We start from the raw sequence: 15636 nt of genomic DNA, 5'->3' as shown, positions 1-15636 counted from the left end.
ATATTTATCCCCCAAACGCGAGCTTAATAAACGACCGTTATGGAAACACGCGTGGACAATGATACGGCACTAAAGATAGAGAAGATAAACCGGAAGATCGAGGAGATCAACCAGCGCCGTAACGGGTTACACACGACGAAGATCGAGGACGACCTGGACCGGCAGGAGCTCGATGAGTATATCAACACGCTGAACCTGACGAGCGAGCAAAAGTCCATGATCCAGGGCTACCAGAACACTAACGCCCGCATGGTCAAGAACCAGAGCGTCTTTTACTATGGCATGATGATCATCAGCGTGTTCACCGAGGCTTACCTAGGATACGCCATTATCTCGATGATCCTGACGCCCAACCTCGACATGTTCAACACGATCTTTCTGTACATGATGATCGCCGTTTTTATCATCAACGCGGTATACGTCTTGAGGTTCTTGCGCATACTCAAGTGAAAGGCTGTATAATTATGGGAAAAGTGGCCGATGGCCGTAAACAGCCTAATAAACGGCCATAAGACCGAAAAGATAAAATTTAAAGGGCTTTAACAACCATTATGTAGTTGTAAATAGATAAAGCTCGATAAATACTAAATCAGGTGATATAAATGGACGACCAGATCGCGCCCATTGTCGAGGAATTAAACCGGGCGCTGGGAGTAGACAGAGATACTCTGGAAAAAGAGCTGAACCTTCTTATCATAGATTTTAAAGTGCCCGTTGAGGAAGCCCGCAGGAGCATAATGAAGAAGCATGCCGGCGAGGCGGGCGAGGCCGCGGAGCCTGAAAGCTCTAATGACCCGTCGATCAGGCTGTTGAAAGACCTGAGGAGCGGCGATACGGGCGTGACATTATTGGCTAACGTGATCGAGCCCCGGTATAGGGAGATCACCACGTCAAGGGGCACCACGACCGTGGTCAACGGCATGCTCGAGGACTCCACGGCGAAGCTGCATTTCACCGCATGGGTGGACTTTCCCGGGCTGTTCTCGGGTAGGGCCGTCCTGGCGAAGAACGTGTACGTGAACAGCTTCCACGGGATGCCGAGCGTCAACATCGGCGAGCGGTCTACCGTAGAGGAGTTCGACGGGAACGTGCCCGGATATACGACGAGGCGCTGCAGCCTGGCGGAACTGACGGAGGGCGACGGGGCCTACGATATCGAGGTCGAGGGGGAAGTCGTGTCAATACGCCCCGGGTCGGGCCTCATCGAGCGCTGCCCCATATGCAGCCGCGTGATGCAGAAAGGGCAGTGCCGTGCCCACGGCCGGTCAGAGGGCATAAAAGACCTCCGCATCAAGGCGATATTAGATGACGGCACGGGCTCGCTCATATGCGTCTTCGACCGAACGCTCACGAGGGCCGTGCTCGGCGTCGAGCTGGAAATGGCCCTGGAGAGCGGCACCATAGATAATGCCGAGGAGCAGGTCAAGGCTGCGCTGATCGGCTGGCCGTTCACCATTAGAGGTAACGTGACCCGCGGCGAGTACGGCAGGATATTGATCGCGACGAAGGCGAAGAGGCCGGACGAGGACATCGGACGGCTGGCACGGGAGCTTATGGTGAGCGGAGCTCAAAGGAGCATGCGATGAGTGAGAGGGAAGTCGCGAGGCGGATGTTCGCCCGGGAATTTAACGATTCTAATTTACAGCAGGGCGAGTCCATGGACCGCTCGCCCAACTTCATCGTGACGCCGGCAGGCGTCATCTGCAACCGGGTCTTTATCGTGGGCGTGCTCACGGAAGTGGAGAACATCGGCGTCGAAGGCCAGACGATGTACCGGGCCAGGATCGCCGACCCCACGGGCGTATTCACGGTGTACGCCGGCGAATATCAGCCGTCCGCGGCCCTGTTCCTGGCGTCGGCGAAGACCCCTGCCTACGTGGCCGTTGTGGGAAAAGCCCGGGTCTTCAACCCTGAAAAAGGGGCGTATTATATGTCCGTCCGCCCGGAGGAGATCAACATCGTGGACGAGTACGTGAGGAACCGGTGGGTCTATGTGACCGCGCTATTTACGCTACAGGCGGTACGGATCATGGAGCGGGCCATGGAAAGCGGCCTCAGGGGCTCCGAGCTGGAGAGGCACATGCGCGCTTTCACAGCGGACTCTGCGGGCATCGCCCGTGCCATGGACCATTACCAGGTCTCCACGGGCCTGATGGACGCGTACCGACAGATGGTCATGGACGCGCTGGCCACGATCGTGGACGCGGCCCCGCCTGAAAAGCGGGAGGCGGCTGGCGACGGCATGGCGCTGGCCATTATCGAGGACATGATCAAGCGGCTTGACCGGGGCGACGGCGTGAGCTATGAGGCGCTTCTGGACGCCGCGCACAGGCTGGGCTACGAAGAGTCGGCCGTCGAAAAAACATTGAATGCCCTGATGGACGCGGGCCGGTGTTACGAGCCCCGTATCGGCATTCTCAAGCTTATTTAATTCTGGTTCTTGTGCTTTTTAGTATTATACATTGCTTTAACTGATGCTCGTGCTCGTTTTTACGTTATGCCGTCCCGGAGTGTTCTTAACCACAGGGGCACGGAGAGCACTGGGTTACACAGAGATTTTTTTATAAGGGAGGCTCAGAGGGCACGGAGTACGGGTTTATACTTCCCTGAGGCACAGAGTCTTGAGAGGCACTGCTGAGGATAAACAAGTTAATTGTTTATTGGTCAACGGTGCCTCGACAATCTCTGTGTCCCAGGAAAACCAATAAACCGGGCTTCGTGTACTCTGAGTCTCAAATTATAAAAAAACTCCGTGAAACTCCGTGCGCTCTGCGCCCCTGTGGTTAAGGACACTCAATGACGGCATAACGTGAAAGGATAAAAAAATGATTATCCCAAAACGGCGGAAGGATCTTAATTCTTTTTTGTGCCGTCTTTCTGGGTTTCTGAGTCCTTGCCGAGGACGAGGCCGTATATGTAGTCCTGGTCCAGATCGCTGTCCTTCTTTATGGGCTTTGGCGCAGGTGTCGGAGCTTTCGCAGGTTTCTCCGGGGCCTTTGCAGGCGGCTTCGCCGCAGGAGCCGGAATACTTTCGGGTTTTGGCTGCGGTTTCGGTGCCTCAGGGGCCTTAACGGGCGGCTTTGGAGCTTCCGGGGCCTTTACAGGCGGCTGTGCCACAGGAGCAGGCTTAGTCTCGGGCTTGGGCTGTGGTTTCGGAACTTCCGGGGCTTTTGCGGGCGGCTGTACCGCAGGCGCAGGCTTCTCAGGTGCTTTTGCGGGCGGCTGTACCACAGGCGCAGGCTTCTCAGGTGCTTTTGCGGGCGGCTGTACCACAGGCGCAGGCTTCTCAGGTGCTTTTGCGGGCGGCTGTACCACAGGCGCAGGCTTCTCAGGTGCTTTTGCGGGCGGCTTTGCCACAGGAGCCGGAGGATTAGCAGGTTTAGGCTGCGGCTTTGGAGTCTCCGGGGCCTTTGCAGGCGGCTTCGCAGCCTGTGCACGCCGGGGCTGGACCGGCGATCGAGGCTTACGCATAAGATCCCGGGCCGGCTTTTCGCCGCTGCTGTCGCTCTTGCTCAGGTGAGTGAAATAATAGATGATCGCGCCGGCGATCACCAGGGCAGCGAGCGCTGCCAGTATGAGCTGGAGAATATCGCTCGACAGCGAAATACTGGGGATGCTCACGGAGGGAATGATGCTCTGTGGAGTTGCCGTGGGCGGAACTACCGTGGGAGCGGGCGTGATCGTTCCCGTGACCATCTGGGTCGAATTATTGATCGTGACCGTGGGCTCTGCCACGGATATAAGCACTTCCTTAATGTCGGTGCCGCCGGGGTTCGTTACTTTAAGTTTTACTGTGTAGTTCGCGGGCTGCGAGTAGATGTGGAGCGGGCTCTGCTCGGCGCTATGCTGCGTGCCGTCCCCGAAGTCCCAGTCGTATGACAGGGTGCCTCCGGATGCCATGCCAGTGAACTGAACGTACAACGGGGCCTCACCCGACGTCGTATTGACTAAAAACTCCGCGACCGGGCCTGCGGGTGGCGGCTCATATACCGTTATATAGCCTGTTTTCACAGTTGTCGTCCTGCCGCCTGAGCCGTTATCGATCGTCAGGCTCACGTCGTAAGTGCCCGGCGTATTATATGTATGGGTTGGGTTCAGCTCTTTGACTCCACTACCATCCCCTAAATTCCACACCGGGTTACTCGCGTGGGTGGGAGAATCTACGGTGAAATGCACCGTCAGGGGAGCGTTGCCTGAAGTCACATCGGCGTGAAATTCGACCTCGCCCTCGGACGTGACGGGCAGAGTGAATTGAATGATAAGCATTAACAAAAATAAGACGGTTAACGACGTTGATAGAACGGACCGTAGTACCCTCGACATACCTGCTCCCTCGAACAATCACCACTTATGCTTTTATCTATTAATTAGTAATGGCACATATAGTTATCCAAATAAATCTGACCGGCCGGCCAGAAGATGCATTCGAAGACAAAAAAACACTTAAACATGAAGGTCAATCATATCTCAGGGATGGGGTGCAGCCATGACTGTCAAGAAAGCACATAAGAAGCCGGCTCCAAAGCAGGCGCCCCTGTTCGGCGAGAAGCCCGAAGAGCACCTGGAACCGGCACATCCGGATGAAAATCTTACGCTCATTGTCGATAAAAAGTCTTACGATCGATTCATAAAAGTCATCTCGCTTCGCGTTTATACGGAATTCGAAAGGACGCTCAGGGAGACGGGGGTACATAGGCCGGAACTGGCCCTGGTGGGCTTCGACCTGAAAAAAGCCGCAGAGGAATCCGACGTGCGGATGTCGAACTACATCGCGCTGAACGCCCGGATCATGATCGAGAAGGCTTTCGCGGACCCCGAAGAATTTGCTTCGAGATACATGCCAAGGGTCATGCGCGAGATGTCCGCCGGCGGCCCGGCCGGCCTGAGAGGCCACATTGAGAGCAAAGTACAGCACGACATCATGATGGAGATCCGCTCCATCGCCATGCAGCACATACCCGAGAGCGAACGGTACGGCTACCGGCATAAGTTCAAGGTGCTGTAATGAAGATCAAGCTCAGCCCGTGGAGCGTTGTCCTCGGGCTCCTTATACTCCTGATGATCGCCGCTATGCTCGGGCTGGTGCCCTACGTTTCTCCCATGAACGTTTTCTGGCTCGTGGTGACGGTCGCCTGCATATGGGGTATCAAGATCATCTTTTTCCCGAAAAAGAAGAGCTAGTGTTCCGGAGCAGATCCTTAAGCGCAATGCCGCTCTCGTTGGCATCCAGCACCCGGGACATGACCACGTCGGCCAGGTAGGGACCGATAGGCTCCGGGTCGGGCTTTACGTATACGATGCTCGTGTCGGGCATTGCCTTTTTCAGGCGCTCTATGGCCTCGGACGGTCCGCCGCACGAATACGGGTGCCTGTGCAATAGCGCCGGCATTCCCGCCGCCACGATGTGCGTGCAGCCGGTGTCGAGCAGCCGGCCGGCGGCCTCGTGGATGTCGGGCAGGGCAAAATCCATGAATCCCGATTCGACAGCGTGGAAGCCTGCCTTCTTGAGCTTATGCCCGGCCGGGCGCAGGAGGCCGCCCATATCACATTCTTTTTCCCCGTAGGCCTTCCTGGACATCTCAGATAGCCGAGACGATACGCCGGCCAGATCCGTAACGGCCGCCGACTTCCCGGCGCTGAAATCATGGCAGCATACCAGTATGATCCCCAGGTCCTCCAGGCACCTGAAACTGCGCTCGGGGATTTTCCACCGGCCTGCCCGGCCCTGGAGCGTGAACTCGAGGGACTGTTGTGTGAGACGGGCGACGTCTTCGCCTTCCAGGGTGGGGCTCGCGATCACCAGGTCGAGGGCGGGATTATCCCTGAGGACCTTTTTTAGCTCGGCGGGAATGCCCTCCGAGGCGCCATGGCCCGGGAGCATAAGGCCGGCAGCGCCCGCACAGATGATACGGCTGGCGCCCCGGGACGCCGTCCGGTAAATCGACTGCCTGATGCCCGGCGAGCGCATGCTGAGATAAGAAAGCTCAAGGTGGCCCGGCTTCATCCGGGACAGGAGGTGATAAGCGATATGCAATCCGGCCAGGGCGATGTCGTCGTCGAATTGGCGAGTATCGTAAAAGTCCCGGCTCTCCAGGACGTCCCTCGCGAAAAGGCACTTCTTGTAGAGCGCCATATGCTCTTCCGTGCCCAGAAAGCCTTCCGGGAAGTCGCCGTGCCACATCAGCAGCAGCCCCGGGCGGTCATTGCGCATGCATGCACTGCCTCCATACGCGTTTTATGATCCCGGGATTTATTCATGATGGAATAGATGAGCGGTAATAAAAATCCGACGATACGTTCGTAAAATAATAAATCCATACCGATGCAGGATAGATAAAGGGGAGGAAAGGAGACGCAGGTCACAACGTATGAGCCCGACAACTCGATAAAAAAGGGATACATCGCGCTCCTGCGGGAGATCGGATCCGAGGTCTCCCGGAACAAATGGCTCACCTGGCAGCTTTTCAAGAGGGACTTTTTTGCCATATACCGGCAATCGTTCATGGGGTTCCTGTGGGCCTTCATCGTGCCGATGGTCAGCGTCGGCTCGTTCATCGTGCTGAGTAACGCCGGCTTGTTCCAGATCGGCCATATCGATGTGCCATATCCTATTTATGCTATTCTCGGCATGGCTTTCTGGCAGCTATTCTCCATGGGGCTCATCGCGAGCACCAACTCGCTGGTGAACGCGGGCTCCATGATCACGAAGATCAATTTCTCGAAGAAATCGCTCGTCATCGCATCGGTCGGCCAGTCGGTCATCTCGTTCGCGGTGCAGTTCGTCCTCGTGTGCGCCCTGTTCATATATTTCCATAAAATGCCCGGCCCGGCCATCGTCCTGGTGCCGCTGCTCATGCTGCCGATCGTCATGCTCACGCTCGGCCTGGGCTTTATCCTGTCTTTATTGAACGGCATCATGCGGGACACTGGCAGCCTCATCACCCTGCTCATGACATTCCTCATGTTTCTCACGCCCATCCTTTACGTCAGGCCCGAGTCCGGCCTTCTTGCGACCTTGACCGCATTTAATCCAATATACTATCTCATATCGTCCATGAGGGAACTGATCCTGACAGGTACGATCAGCGAGCCGATCGGCTTCGCGCTGTCGGTCGGCCTGTCACTTGCAGTTTTCGCCATCAGCCTCATCATATTCCACCTGACGGAGACGAGAGTCGCGGAGCGGATCTAGCATGACGGAGAGATGCCCTGCAGACGAGTATGTCGTAATTGTCGATAAGGTGTCCAAGAAGTACTGCAAGTCCCTGAAACGGTCGATGCTCTATGGCATGCACGATATCGGGCGAAACCTCCTGGGGCTGAGCTCGAACCCCCACGTGCTCCGGAAGGACGAGTTCTTCGCCGTCCGGGACGTCTCATTCAGGCTAAAAAAAGGGGAGACGCTGGGTATCCTGGGCATGAACGGCTCAGGGAAGAGCACCCTGCTCAAGATGCTCAACGGCATCTTCTGGCCCGATAAGGGCAGGATAACCATCAAGGGCAAGGTCGGGGCGCTCATCGAGGTGGGGGCGGGATTCCATACAGCGCTGACGGGCCGGGAGAACGTATACATCAACGCGGCCATTTACGGCATGACCAGGGAGGAGATCGACGCCAGGTTCGACGATATCGTGGAATTCGCCGAGATCGGCGACTTCATCGACGTGCCGGTGAAGCACTACTCGAGCGGCATGTTCGTCAAGCTCGGCTTCTCAGTGGCCATCCACTGCGAGCCCGACATCCTGGTCGTCGACGAGGTGCTGGCCGTCGGCGACGCCCGGTTCATCGAGAAGTGCCAGGAGCGCATCAACCGCATGCTGGACGGGGGAGCTACGCTGGTGCTCGTCTCCCATAACCTGCGGCTCATCGCCGCCATGTGCTCCCGCGCTATCGTCCTGGACGCCGGCGGCCGGCTTGTCCTGGACAGCGACATCAACTCGGCGGTGCGTAAGTACGAGGAGCTGCTGCTCGAGCACGACTGCGAGGTCATGGCCCGGTCCCATTCCATAGAAAAGCTGAACAAGTGCTACGTCACGAACCACCGCATCACCGACGAGCATGGGGCCGTGCTCGAGGCATATCCCATCGGCGGTAACATCCACTACTCCTTCGACTACGCCCTCCACCCATCGGTGGACCTGGACAAAGTACGGTTCAGCCTGGGCCTGATGAAGGAAAAAGAGCAATTCCACGTGGCCCGCTACATCAACACTCTCGACGGGTACCGGCTGAAGCACCACGAGGGCCGCATCGAGTTCATCATCAACACGAACGTGACCTCGGGCAACTACATGTTCGACATCAGCTTTTTCGACGAGAGCATCCTGCCGCTCGACATCCAGTTCAGCCCGAAGTTCCGGGTCATACACCCGAGCTTCCCCAAGGTCGATAAGGAGTACTTCGGCCAGTTCCTGCTGAAGCCGCACATCAAGACGTATCCTCTCAAGGCCCCGGGCGACGTGCCGCAGGACATCATCACGCCGAAGAAAGTTTGAACTACAAGCCCTGCTTCGCTGAATGGTTCGGTTTCAGACACTCCTTGTTTGGGGTTTTCCTGTGCCAGGTAAGCGCCTTTCGCTGATTTGTTCGGTCGGTATCACGAACCTCTCCAAAGGAATTAAACCACTAATTTTTCTTTTTATATTTTACTCACGAAGCCTCTAAGCCTCGAACTCACCGTCAATGCCCGAACTCCCTAATACTCTGGGCAGTGCTCTAATTCTCTAACGCGCTAACCCGAAAATAATGCTCTAAGGCTCTAAATCACGTTCGAAACGCTAAACGGTGGAGCACTGCTCGAATTGCGAAGCAAAACACTCTAAGAGCCCGGTGGTTCCCCCGTACTTTTGTGTGTTAGTGTCGTTGGCGATTTAGCCGAGCCTTAGAGAGTTTGTGCAGGCTCGTTTAGCGTTTCGAACGTGCATTCGAGCTTTAGAGCCTTCTTTTCGGGTTTGAGGCTTCGGGCGTTCGTGCACTGCCCAGAGTATTAGAGAGTTCGTGCGTTTACGGTGTTTTAGAGATTTAGGTTTTAGTGAGAAAAAATTATAAAAGAAAATTAGTGGTTTAATTCCTTTGGAGAGGTTCGTGATACCGACCGAACAAATCAGCGAAAGGCGCTTACCCGACACAGAAAAACTCAAAAAAGAAGTGTCTGAAACCGAGCCATCCAGCGAGCATCGCTAACTGTCTCCGTTTACTCCGGGATGAGCCAGGACGGCGGGAATATATTTTAAGATGAATCGCCCAAATATTACGTGATAACTGTTATGACGGAACTTATCCCAGGGGTCCACCAGGTCGATAACTCCATCGGGTGCAACACTTACATCATCATCGACAACGGCGTTACGCTGGTCGATACCGGCCTGCGGGGGAACGAGAAGAATATTTACGGCTGCCTGCAGAAGCTGGGCTACTCGCCGAAGGATATTAAGAGGATCATCATCACGCACGCCCACCTGGACCATATAAACTGCCTCTACGGCCTGAAGAACGATTCCGGCGCACAGGTCATCGCCGCGGAGGGCGAGACGGACATTATCGAGGGCAGGAAGCCGCTTCGAGTCGCAGGGGGGATGTTCGGCCTCATTTTTAGCGTACTGCGTGTCTATTATAAGTACAGGCCCGTCAACGTGGACGTCAAGCTCAAGGAAGGCGACACCATCGACGTGCTCGGAGGGCTGAAGGCGGTCGTGCTCAGCGGACACAGCGAAGGCAACATGGGGCTATACAGCCCGCAGCAAAGCCTGGTCTTTTCTAGCGACACCATTCGCGTTCTGGACGGCAGGCTGGCCGCTCCCCACCCTAAGTTCACCGCCGACATGCCGGGCGCCATCAAAGCCATTAAGCGCCTGTCGGAGCTGGACTTCAGTATCATGCTCCCGGGACATGGCAAGCCTATAATGAATGGAGCCTCGGAAAAAGTGAGGGAGCTTTACCACGAGCTGAAGCATTAAGCGTAAACAGGCAAGCGCCGACGGCATATAAGCAGCCGCATGTCGAGGATTCGCTCAAAATTGGGTTTTATTTCTAAAAATCAAACTTTTTACATAATGAAAACAATAATCATGGTCTTAATCAGCAAAGTATTTATTATACAAGATTACATATTAGCTACTTGAGCGGGTGAAATGCCGTTTTTATAACTGCACAATCCAATCCATCCCCTACCAACCCGCTCACCCTTAATTATTGACTTTTAACTGCTTGTTTTAAAATTATTTTGGCGTACGTAGGCGTATTATACATTATTAAAAGATAAAATTACAATTTCATTGTTTGCGTAAATACAATTAATATTTAAGGCCGGAATAAAAGTATACGGCGAACGAGGAATTGGAATGAAGGCCAGGGATACGGCGATGACGCTCGAGGAATTCAGGAAATATTATGACGGCCATCGCGGCGTGATCTCTTCTGTCAGGGCCTATGATGCGGCCGCCGGCCGCTGGGCGGGCTCCGAAGAGCTGTTCGAGCGGCCCGGCGCCTATACGCTTATCGTGGTACGCTTCAAGAACAATACGTTCCTGCGCGTGGACGTTAAGCCATCCCTCCAGGTGCGCCTGAGCCCAAAGAAATATTCGAGCGCTTCCACCTGGGGCGCGCTGGGCGCCAACCTGACGTACGAAGAGAAGGAGTTCCTGGGCACCCTGGGCCAGGAGCTGACGGTCGAAGAATTAATAAAGGCCATCGAGGCGTCGGCATTCGAAGGTAAGGCCGCCCTTCTCGAAAAGATAAGGAAAGCATCAAAAAAGATGCGATAATTACACGTTACGCTTCAGGAAGATCTCGATGGACGAAACTTTGATCGAATCGCCCTTTTCACTTTTAAGCTCCTCGGTGCCGATCTGGATCTTATCGATCGTCACGTCCATTAAAAACCTGTTACGGACCACTTCGGCCGTGTCGACCGCCCTGGAAATGGCGCGGCCCCTGGCCTTGATGGTTACCTCTTTGGCGCCCTCGTTGAACTGTGTGACTGCGGCAAGCACATAATTCATCACCGGCTTGTTACCGACGTATATCACGTTGTCTTCTGGCATTAGCTGGACCCCTTGTAAACCTATAAATATAACGTTTATAAGTAATATAGCTTTTTCCACATTCGCCTGTTAATATAACGCCTGATTATATATGAAATATACTGAAAAGTAAGGCTATGCTAAAGTTAAAAATATAAAAAAAGAATTGCTGCCTTTACATCGGGTATATGGAGCTCGTGACGTCCTTGTCGACGATGCACTCCTTTACATCCCTGTGGCAGCCGGGGCACTCCTCGTCCGCACCCAGTTTTATTTCCGCGCCGCAGTGCGTGCAGGCGGCGCACGATGAAATGTTTTTCTCTTCCATAACGATCACATAAAATTCATGACATAAGGGTATTTAATATGAAGCTATCTTTTGAGCGATGCCCACGCAGTATCGGGTCTGGATAATGAAGCAATGTTACGGGCCCATGGTAAACGCCGGTATGGCGCCCTTTCCCTTACATAGCCGCTCTGCCATGCCCGAAGCCCGTTCCCGCGCTTCCGCTTCGCCCTGGATATGTATCGTGAGCCTTGAATCCCGGGATCGCCCGATCGAGGCAAAACGGACGCCATCGATGTCGAGCATACCTCGCATGATGTCGCCCGCCAGGTCGCCGTTACGCCGGACTATGGGGCCCATGATCCTGGGCACAGTCCGCCCGCATGAATCGCACTCGCCGTATACGATGCCGCCCTCGGCGATATCGCCCGTCCTGTAGCGCAGCAGCGTCGTGCCTCTCCCGTCGATGCTCGTGAACACCAGCTCTCCCCGCTCGCCCTCGCCCACCGGCTCCCCGGTCTTTACGTCGACGCACTCCCAGACGTGGACATCGGGAAAGGTATGGTAGCCCGGGCCGCCGGGACAGCAGGGCATGGACTGTTTGGACTCAGGTACGGAGTAAGAGTCTACCAGGGCCGGAGAAGCCCCGGATCTTTCGAGTAAGCCCTTCAGCCTTGACCGAAGCGGCCCGTCGAGCGTGGAGCCCGACAGGAGCGCGATGCGGAGCTTGCTCAGTTCCTTACCGGCAGCTTTCGCGATGAAACAGAGATAATAAGGATCGCAGGCGATGACCGTGGGGTTCAGCCGCTTCGCAGCGGCCAGCTCTTCCCGGGGCCCGGCCTGTCCCGTCTTCATGGCGAAAATGCGCAGCATCAGGGCCATGTAATGTGAATGCCAGAAGTCGACGTTCTGGCCGTAAGGGTAAGCGTTCTGGTACCGGTCCATCTGCGTGAGCCCGGCACATATCGCGGCCCTGCCGCAGAGCTCCTTGAAGATGCCCATGTCGAACTTGGAGAGGTATATCGGCACGCCCTCGGCCGTATCGAAGGTGGTGACCGGATAGTACTCGTCGATCTGCCTTATCCGGGAGTTGCCGACAACGGCATCGTAAAATAGATACTGAAAACGTGAGGCCAGCATGCGCGGCACGGTATTCGCCCTTTCGACGGGCGCCAGGATGAATGACTCCGGGTCGGCGACAAGGTCCTCGTGCGTCGTGAACGGAAGCTTCCTCAGGTCTTCTATGCCCTCGATGTCCTGCGGATCGATGCCGGGCTGCCTTAGAGTTCGACTATAGAACGGATGATAGCGGAACATGCGGTCGCGGACCATGGCGCGGAGCTTGCGTGCCTGGAGGTCTCCCATGCTCTTCCGGTCCAGCTTTTCCATGTCCGGGTTCCAGTACTGCGCCATCCCATTACCATAGGTGACAGAGTATTAAAAAGGATACGGTCTAGCAGGAGCATGATAAATGCTTTAAACTTGTACGTCCTCTCGAAGTAATGTTTTATAAGGTGAGCCCGGTGATCAGACCTAAGCCCTCGATTGAACGGATGAAGGAGTACGTAGCGGGTAGGAATATCGAAGAGGTCGCCCGCTCCTATGGGATCGATGAGCGGGATGTCATTAAGCTGGCCTCTAATGAGAATTGTCTTGGGCCCAGCCCGCTGGCCGTATCGGCGATCAAAAAGGCGGCCAGTAGTATTCACCTGTATCCCAGCGTTGATGGTGTTGAGCTACGGGAAGCGCTTGCTGCGCACTACGATGTGCCGGTAGGTAATATCGTGACCGGGCCGGGTATGGATGGCGTCATGGAGACGCTGTTGCGCGTGTTCCTGGACAAGGGCGATGAGATAGTCATACCTTTGCCTACTTTTTCCTACTACGAGAACGTGGCTGGCTTCAGCAGCGCAGTACCGGTTTTTTCGACCCGCAGGCCGGACTATGGCCTCGATATCGAGGATATATTGAGCAAGGTCAGCGAGCGCACTAAATTCATATTCATTACGTCGCCGAACAATCCCACGGGGAATGTCACACCCGTAGAGGATATTGAAAGGATCGCTTCCGCAGTCGACTGCCTGGTCTTCGTGGACGAGGCGTATATCGATTTTGCCGACCGCACGGCGCTGGGACTGGTCAGGAAGTACGATAACGTGATCGTGGGCCGCACCATGTCCAAGGCCTGGGGGCTGGCGGGCCTCCGCATCGGCTTTGCTTTCGTCCCGGAATGGGTCCTGGGGCAGTATATGAAGGCCGCGACCCCTCACAGCATTAGCCGGGTCTCCATCGCCGCCGCCATTGGCGCCCTCGGCGATAAGGAATATTACGAAAAGTCAGTCGAGACCGTACGGAAGGGAAGGAAGTACCTGGCGGGGAATATACCCTTCAGGACACTGCCCTCTGAGGCAAATTTCATCCTCATGGACGTCTCGCCCCTCAAATCGAAGTACGTGGCCGACGAATGCATGAAGAGAGGCATTATTCTCCGGGACTGCACCTCGTTCCGCGGCATGGGCGATACTTTTGTCCGCGTGACCGTCGGCACGCCCGCGCAGAATAAGCGTCTCGTGGAAGCCCTTAAGGATATTCGCGGTGGCGCATGAAGGTCGCGCTCACGGGCACTCCGGGCACCGGTAAGTCCACCATCGCCGAATTAGTCGACGCCGGCTTCAAGGTCGTCCACGTAAACGATCTCATCAAGGATGGCTATAATCTGGGGAGGGACGAGGAGCGCAGCTGCCTTATCGCCGACCTCCCGAAGCTTTCTAGATACGTAAAAGCCCTTAAGGGAGACGTCATCCTTGAAGGCCATACGGCACATCTTCTCCCCGTAGATACGATCATCGTGCTGCGGGCTTCGCCCACGGCCTTACGGGAGCGCCTGGCAAAGAGGGGATGGAGTGAAGCCAAGCTTAAGGAAAACATAGAGGCCGAGGCGCTCGACGTCATACTCGTAGAGGCAATGGAAACCAATAAAAAGGTTTATGAAATCGACACGACCTATATGACACCAATGCAGGCGAGGGATGCGGTACTCGAGGCCATCCGTGGCACGGACAGATATAGGCCCGGCAGCGTGGACTTTAGCGAGGAGGCCTTCCTGTGACATTGGACTCTCTCAGATCCACGGCCGTGCTCATCCTGGACCCGTTCGTTAAAGTGTTCGAGACCTACAACGTATCGGCGAACTCGCTCACGGTCCTGTCGCTCTTTTTCGCCATGCTGGCCGGCATCTGCTATTACTTTTCCCTGAATAGTCCCTGGGTCCTGTTCGCCGCCCTGGTCTTCGTATTCTTTAATGCCTTCCTCGACGGCGCCGATGGCCTGCTGGCCCGGAAGACGAACAGCACATCGAAGTACGGGGACTTTTTGGATCACGTTATTGACAGGTATGCCGATGTGTTCATCATAGGAGGCGCCTGCCTTGGCGGATCCGTGGAACCTGCCATCGGCATTGTCGTTATAACCGGCGTGTTGCTCGCCAGCTACCTGGGCACTCAGGCGCAGGCGGTGGGCATTGGCCGAGTATATGGCGGCATCATGGGACGGGCGGACCGGCTTATCATCCTGACCCTGGCCACCTCACTTAATATTGCCTATGTGCCTTCCTTTGGGCTCTGGGGCGTGGATTATAGCGTGCTCGGGTGGGCGTTGATCATTATTGGCATTGCCAGCCACATCACGGCCTTTCAGCGTATATGGCATACGAGGAAGATGTTGCTGGAAGGCGAAAATAAGTAAAATAGCTAAAAAAAGAAAGTGAAGAATTACTTATTCTTCTTCACCTTGATCAGATCGCCAAGCGTAAGCGTCTTGCTCTCGCCACGGCGGCCTCCGGTCTCGGGCTCCGCAACGCCCTCGGTCAGCTTAATATCCAGCGCGCGCTCCAGCTTCTTAATGAGCGCCTCATCGGGAACAAGCTCCGAGCGCTCCACCTTACGGATGATATTGACCTTCTCCAGGATCTTCGCTGCAAGCTCCTCGTCGGTAAGATGCTTAGCCTCCCTTGCCTTCTTGATGACATCAGCGTAATCGTCGATGAGCTGGTCCCTCATCTTATCGAAAAGGTCACCTCTCCGGGCCCTTCTGACGGGCACCATGCTCATATCGCTGGTGGCAGGCACTCCGCGGCGCGTGCTCGTGACCGGCCCACGCCGTTCTACTTCCTTACCGAAGCCTTTACAGCGGTCGCAAACATTCATCTCCGCTCTATCGATGATTATATGATGCGATTTCCCGGAAATCTCTGCTCCGCATATTTCACATTGCATATGTATCCATGTATTAGAGGCGTGTTTTACGGATAAATTTTCCGATAATCCAGTA

At 55.3% G+C, this 15636-nt stretch carries 19 protein-coding genes; 12 read left to right on the top strand and 7 right to left on the bottom strand.

All coding sequences use genetic code 11. The features are described from left to right. Window positions 1-39: 39 nt before the first annotated feature. From MCP_RS05210 to MCP_RS05200, 3 genes are all read left to right on the top strand, one after another. The gene (locus tag MCP_RS05210) at window positions 40-450 is read left to right on the top strand and encodes a hypothetical protein (RefSeq protein WP_012899771.1); all 411 of its coding nucleotides are present in this window, start codon (window positions 40-42) and stop codon (window positions 448-450) included. 152 nt (window positions 451-602) lie between these two features. Beyond that, window positions 603-1586, top strand: coding sequence for a single-stranded DNA-binding protein (locus tag MCP_RS05205; protein ID WP_012899770.1), 984 nt, complete (start codon window positions 603-605; stop codon window positions 1584-1586). Then, window positions 1583-2431, top strand: a complete 849-nt coding sequence (locus MCP_RS05200; protein WP_012899769.1) for an RPA family protein — start codon at window positions 1583-1585, stop codon at window positions 2429-2431. The genes MCP_RS05205 and MCP_RS05200 overlap by 4 nt, the downstream gene beginning before the upstream one ends. A 422-nt stretch (window positions 2432-2853) precedes the next feature. Here the strand turns inward: MCP_RS05200 and MCP_RS05195 are convergent, their stop codons facing one another. Next, window positions 2854-4266 carry a PKD domain-containing protein gene (locus MCP_RS05195; protein WP_158301446.1) on the bottom strand — a complete coding sequence of 471 codons (1413 nt, stop codon included), beginning with the start codon at window positions 4264-4266 and terminating at the stop codon, window positions 2854-2856. A gap of 220 nt (window positions 4267-4486) precedes the next feature. Here MCP_RS05195 and MCP_RS05190 point away from each other — a divergent pair, with 220 nt between their 5' ends. Both MCP_RS05190 and MCP_RS15855 read left to right on the top strand, forming a co-directional pair. Continuing rightward, window positions 4487-5005, top strand: a complete 519-nt coding sequence (locus MCP_RS05190; RefSeq protein ID WP_012899767.1) for a hypothetical protein — start codon at window positions 4487-4489, stop codon at window positions 5003-5005. Then, entirely contained in the window at window positions 5005-5181 is a 177-nt protein-coding gene (locus MCP_RS15855; RefSeq protein ID WP_012899766.1) for a hypothetical protein, read from the top strand. The genes MCP_RS05190 and MCP_RS15855 overlap by 1 nt, the downstream gene beginning before the upstream one ends. On the opposite strand, the gene MCP_RS05185 is transcribed toward MCP_RS15855, so the two are convergent. Further along, a complete protein-coding gene (locus tag MCP_RS05185) occupies window positions 5153-6211 on the bottom strand; it encodes a sirohydrochlorin chelatase (protein ID WP_012899765.1) in 1059 nt (352 codons plus the stop codon). The genes MCP_RS15855 and MCP_RS05185 overlap by 29 nt on opposite strands. Further along, on the bottom strand, window positions 6181-6555 hold the full coding sequence (locus MCP_RS16030; protein WP_231845169.1) for a hypothetical protein: 375 nt from the start codon (window positions 6553-6555) through the stop codon (window positions 6181-6183). The genes MCP_RS05185 and MCP_RS16030 overlap by 31 nt, the downstream gene beginning before the upstream one ends. Here MCP_RS16030 and MCP_RS05180 point away from each other — a divergent pair. The 4 genes from MCP_RS05180 (at window position 6503) to MCP_RS05165 (ending at window position 10763) form a co-directional block, all read left to right on the top strand. After that, complete coding sequence (locus tag MCP_RS05180) at window positions 6503-7192, top strand: ABC transporter permease (protein WP_012899764.1); 690 nt, start codon at window positions 6503-6505, stop codon at window positions 7190-7192. The two genes, MCP_RS16030 and MCP_RS05180, sit on opposite strands and share 53 nt — an antisense overlap. A 1-nt stretch (window position 7193) precedes the next feature. Then, the gene (locus MCP_RS05175) at window positions 7194-8495 is read left to right on the top strand and encodes an ABC transporter ATP-binding protein (RefSeq protein ID WP_012899763.1); all 1302 of its coding nucleotides are present in this window, start codon (window positions 7194-7196) and stop codon (window positions 8493-8495) included. A gap of 771 nt (window positions 8496-9266) precedes the next feature. Further along, complete coding sequence (locus MCP_RS05170) at window positions 9267-9956, top strand: MBL fold metallo-hydrolase (RefSeq protein WP_012899762.1); 690 nt, start codon at window positions 9267-9269, stop codon at window positions 9954-9956. Window positions 9957-10340: 384 nt separating this feature from the next. Next, the gene (locus MCP_RS05165) at window positions 10341-10763 is read left to right on the top strand and encodes a hypothetical protein (RefSeq protein WP_012899761.1); all 423 of its coding nucleotides are present in this window, start codon (window positions 10341-10343) and stop codon (window positions 10761-10763) included. On the opposite strand, the gene albA is transcribed toward MCP_RS05165, so the two are convergent. From albA to MCP_RS05155, 3 genes are all read right to left on the bottom strand, one after another. Continuing rightward, window positions 10764-11042 carry a DNA-binding protein Alba gene (gene albA / locus MCP_RS05160; RefSeq protein ID WP_012899760.1) on the bottom strand — a complete coding sequence of 93 codons (279 nt, stop codon included), beginning with the start codon at window positions 11040-11042 and terminating at the stop codon, window positions 10764-10766. 154 nt (window positions 11043-11196) lie between these two features. After that, the gene (locus MCP_RS15850) at window positions 11197-11349 is read right to left on the bottom strand and encodes a hypothetical protein (protein WP_173332315.1); all 153 of its coding nucleotides are present in this window, start codon (window positions 11347-11349) and stop codon (window positions 11197-11199) included. A gap of 96 nt (window positions 11350-11445) precedes the next feature. Continuing rightward, entirely contained in the window at window positions 11446-12720 is a 1275-nt protein-coding gene (locus MCP_RS05155) for a phenylacetate--CoA ligase family protein (RefSeq protein WP_012899758.1), read from the bottom strand. 101 nt (window positions 12721-12821) lie between these two features. Between MCP_RS05155 and hisC the strand changes: the two genes are divergently transcribed. Genes hisC through MCP_RS05140 form a run of 3 tightly spaced genes read left to right on the top strand, consistent with a single transcriptional unit; the run spans window position 12822 to window position 15051 of the window. After that, complete coding sequence (gene hisC / locus MCP_RS05150) at window positions 12822-13913, top strand: histidinol-phosphate transaminase (RefSeq protein ID WP_012899757.1); 1092 nt, start codon at window positions 12822-12824, stop codon at window positions 13911-13913. Next, window positions 13910-14416 carry an adenylate kinase family protein gene (locus MCP_RS05145; RefSeq protein ID WP_012899756.1) on the top strand — a complete coding sequence of 169 codons (507 nt, stop codon included), beginning with the start codon at window positions 13910-13912 and terminating at the stop codon, window positions 14414-14416. The genes hisC and MCP_RS05145 overlap by 4 nt, the downstream gene beginning before the upstream one ends. Beyond that, window positions 14413-15051 carry a CDP-alcohol phosphatidyltransferase family protein gene (locus MCP_RS05140; RefSeq protein ID WP_012899755.1) on the top strand — a complete coding sequence of 213 codons (639 nt, stop codon included), beginning with the start codon at window positions 14413-14415 and terminating at the stop codon, window positions 15049-15051. The genes MCP_RS05145 and MCP_RS05140 overlap by 4 nt, the downstream gene beginning before the upstream one ends. A 26-nt stretch (window positions 15052-15077) precedes the next feature. Here the strand turns inward: MCP_RS05140 and MCP_RS05135 are convergent, their stop codons facing one another. Beyond that, window positions 15078-15581 (bottom strand): multiprotein bridging factor aMBF1, encoded by a 504-nt coding sequence (locus MCP_RS05135; protein ID WP_012899754.1) that lies wholly within the window; start codon window positions 15579-15581, stop codon window positions 15078-15080. Between the last annotated feature and the right edge of the window lie 55 nt (window positions 15582-15636).

The organism is Methanocella paludicola SANAE, from assembly GCF_000011005.1.
Lineage (GTDB): Archaea > Halobacteriota > Methanocellia > Methanocellales > Methanocellaceae > Methanocella > Methanocella paludicola.
The sequence above is the reverse complement of the archived record's forward strand: the minus strand, read 5'-3'. Positions and strand labels throughout refer to the sequence as shown.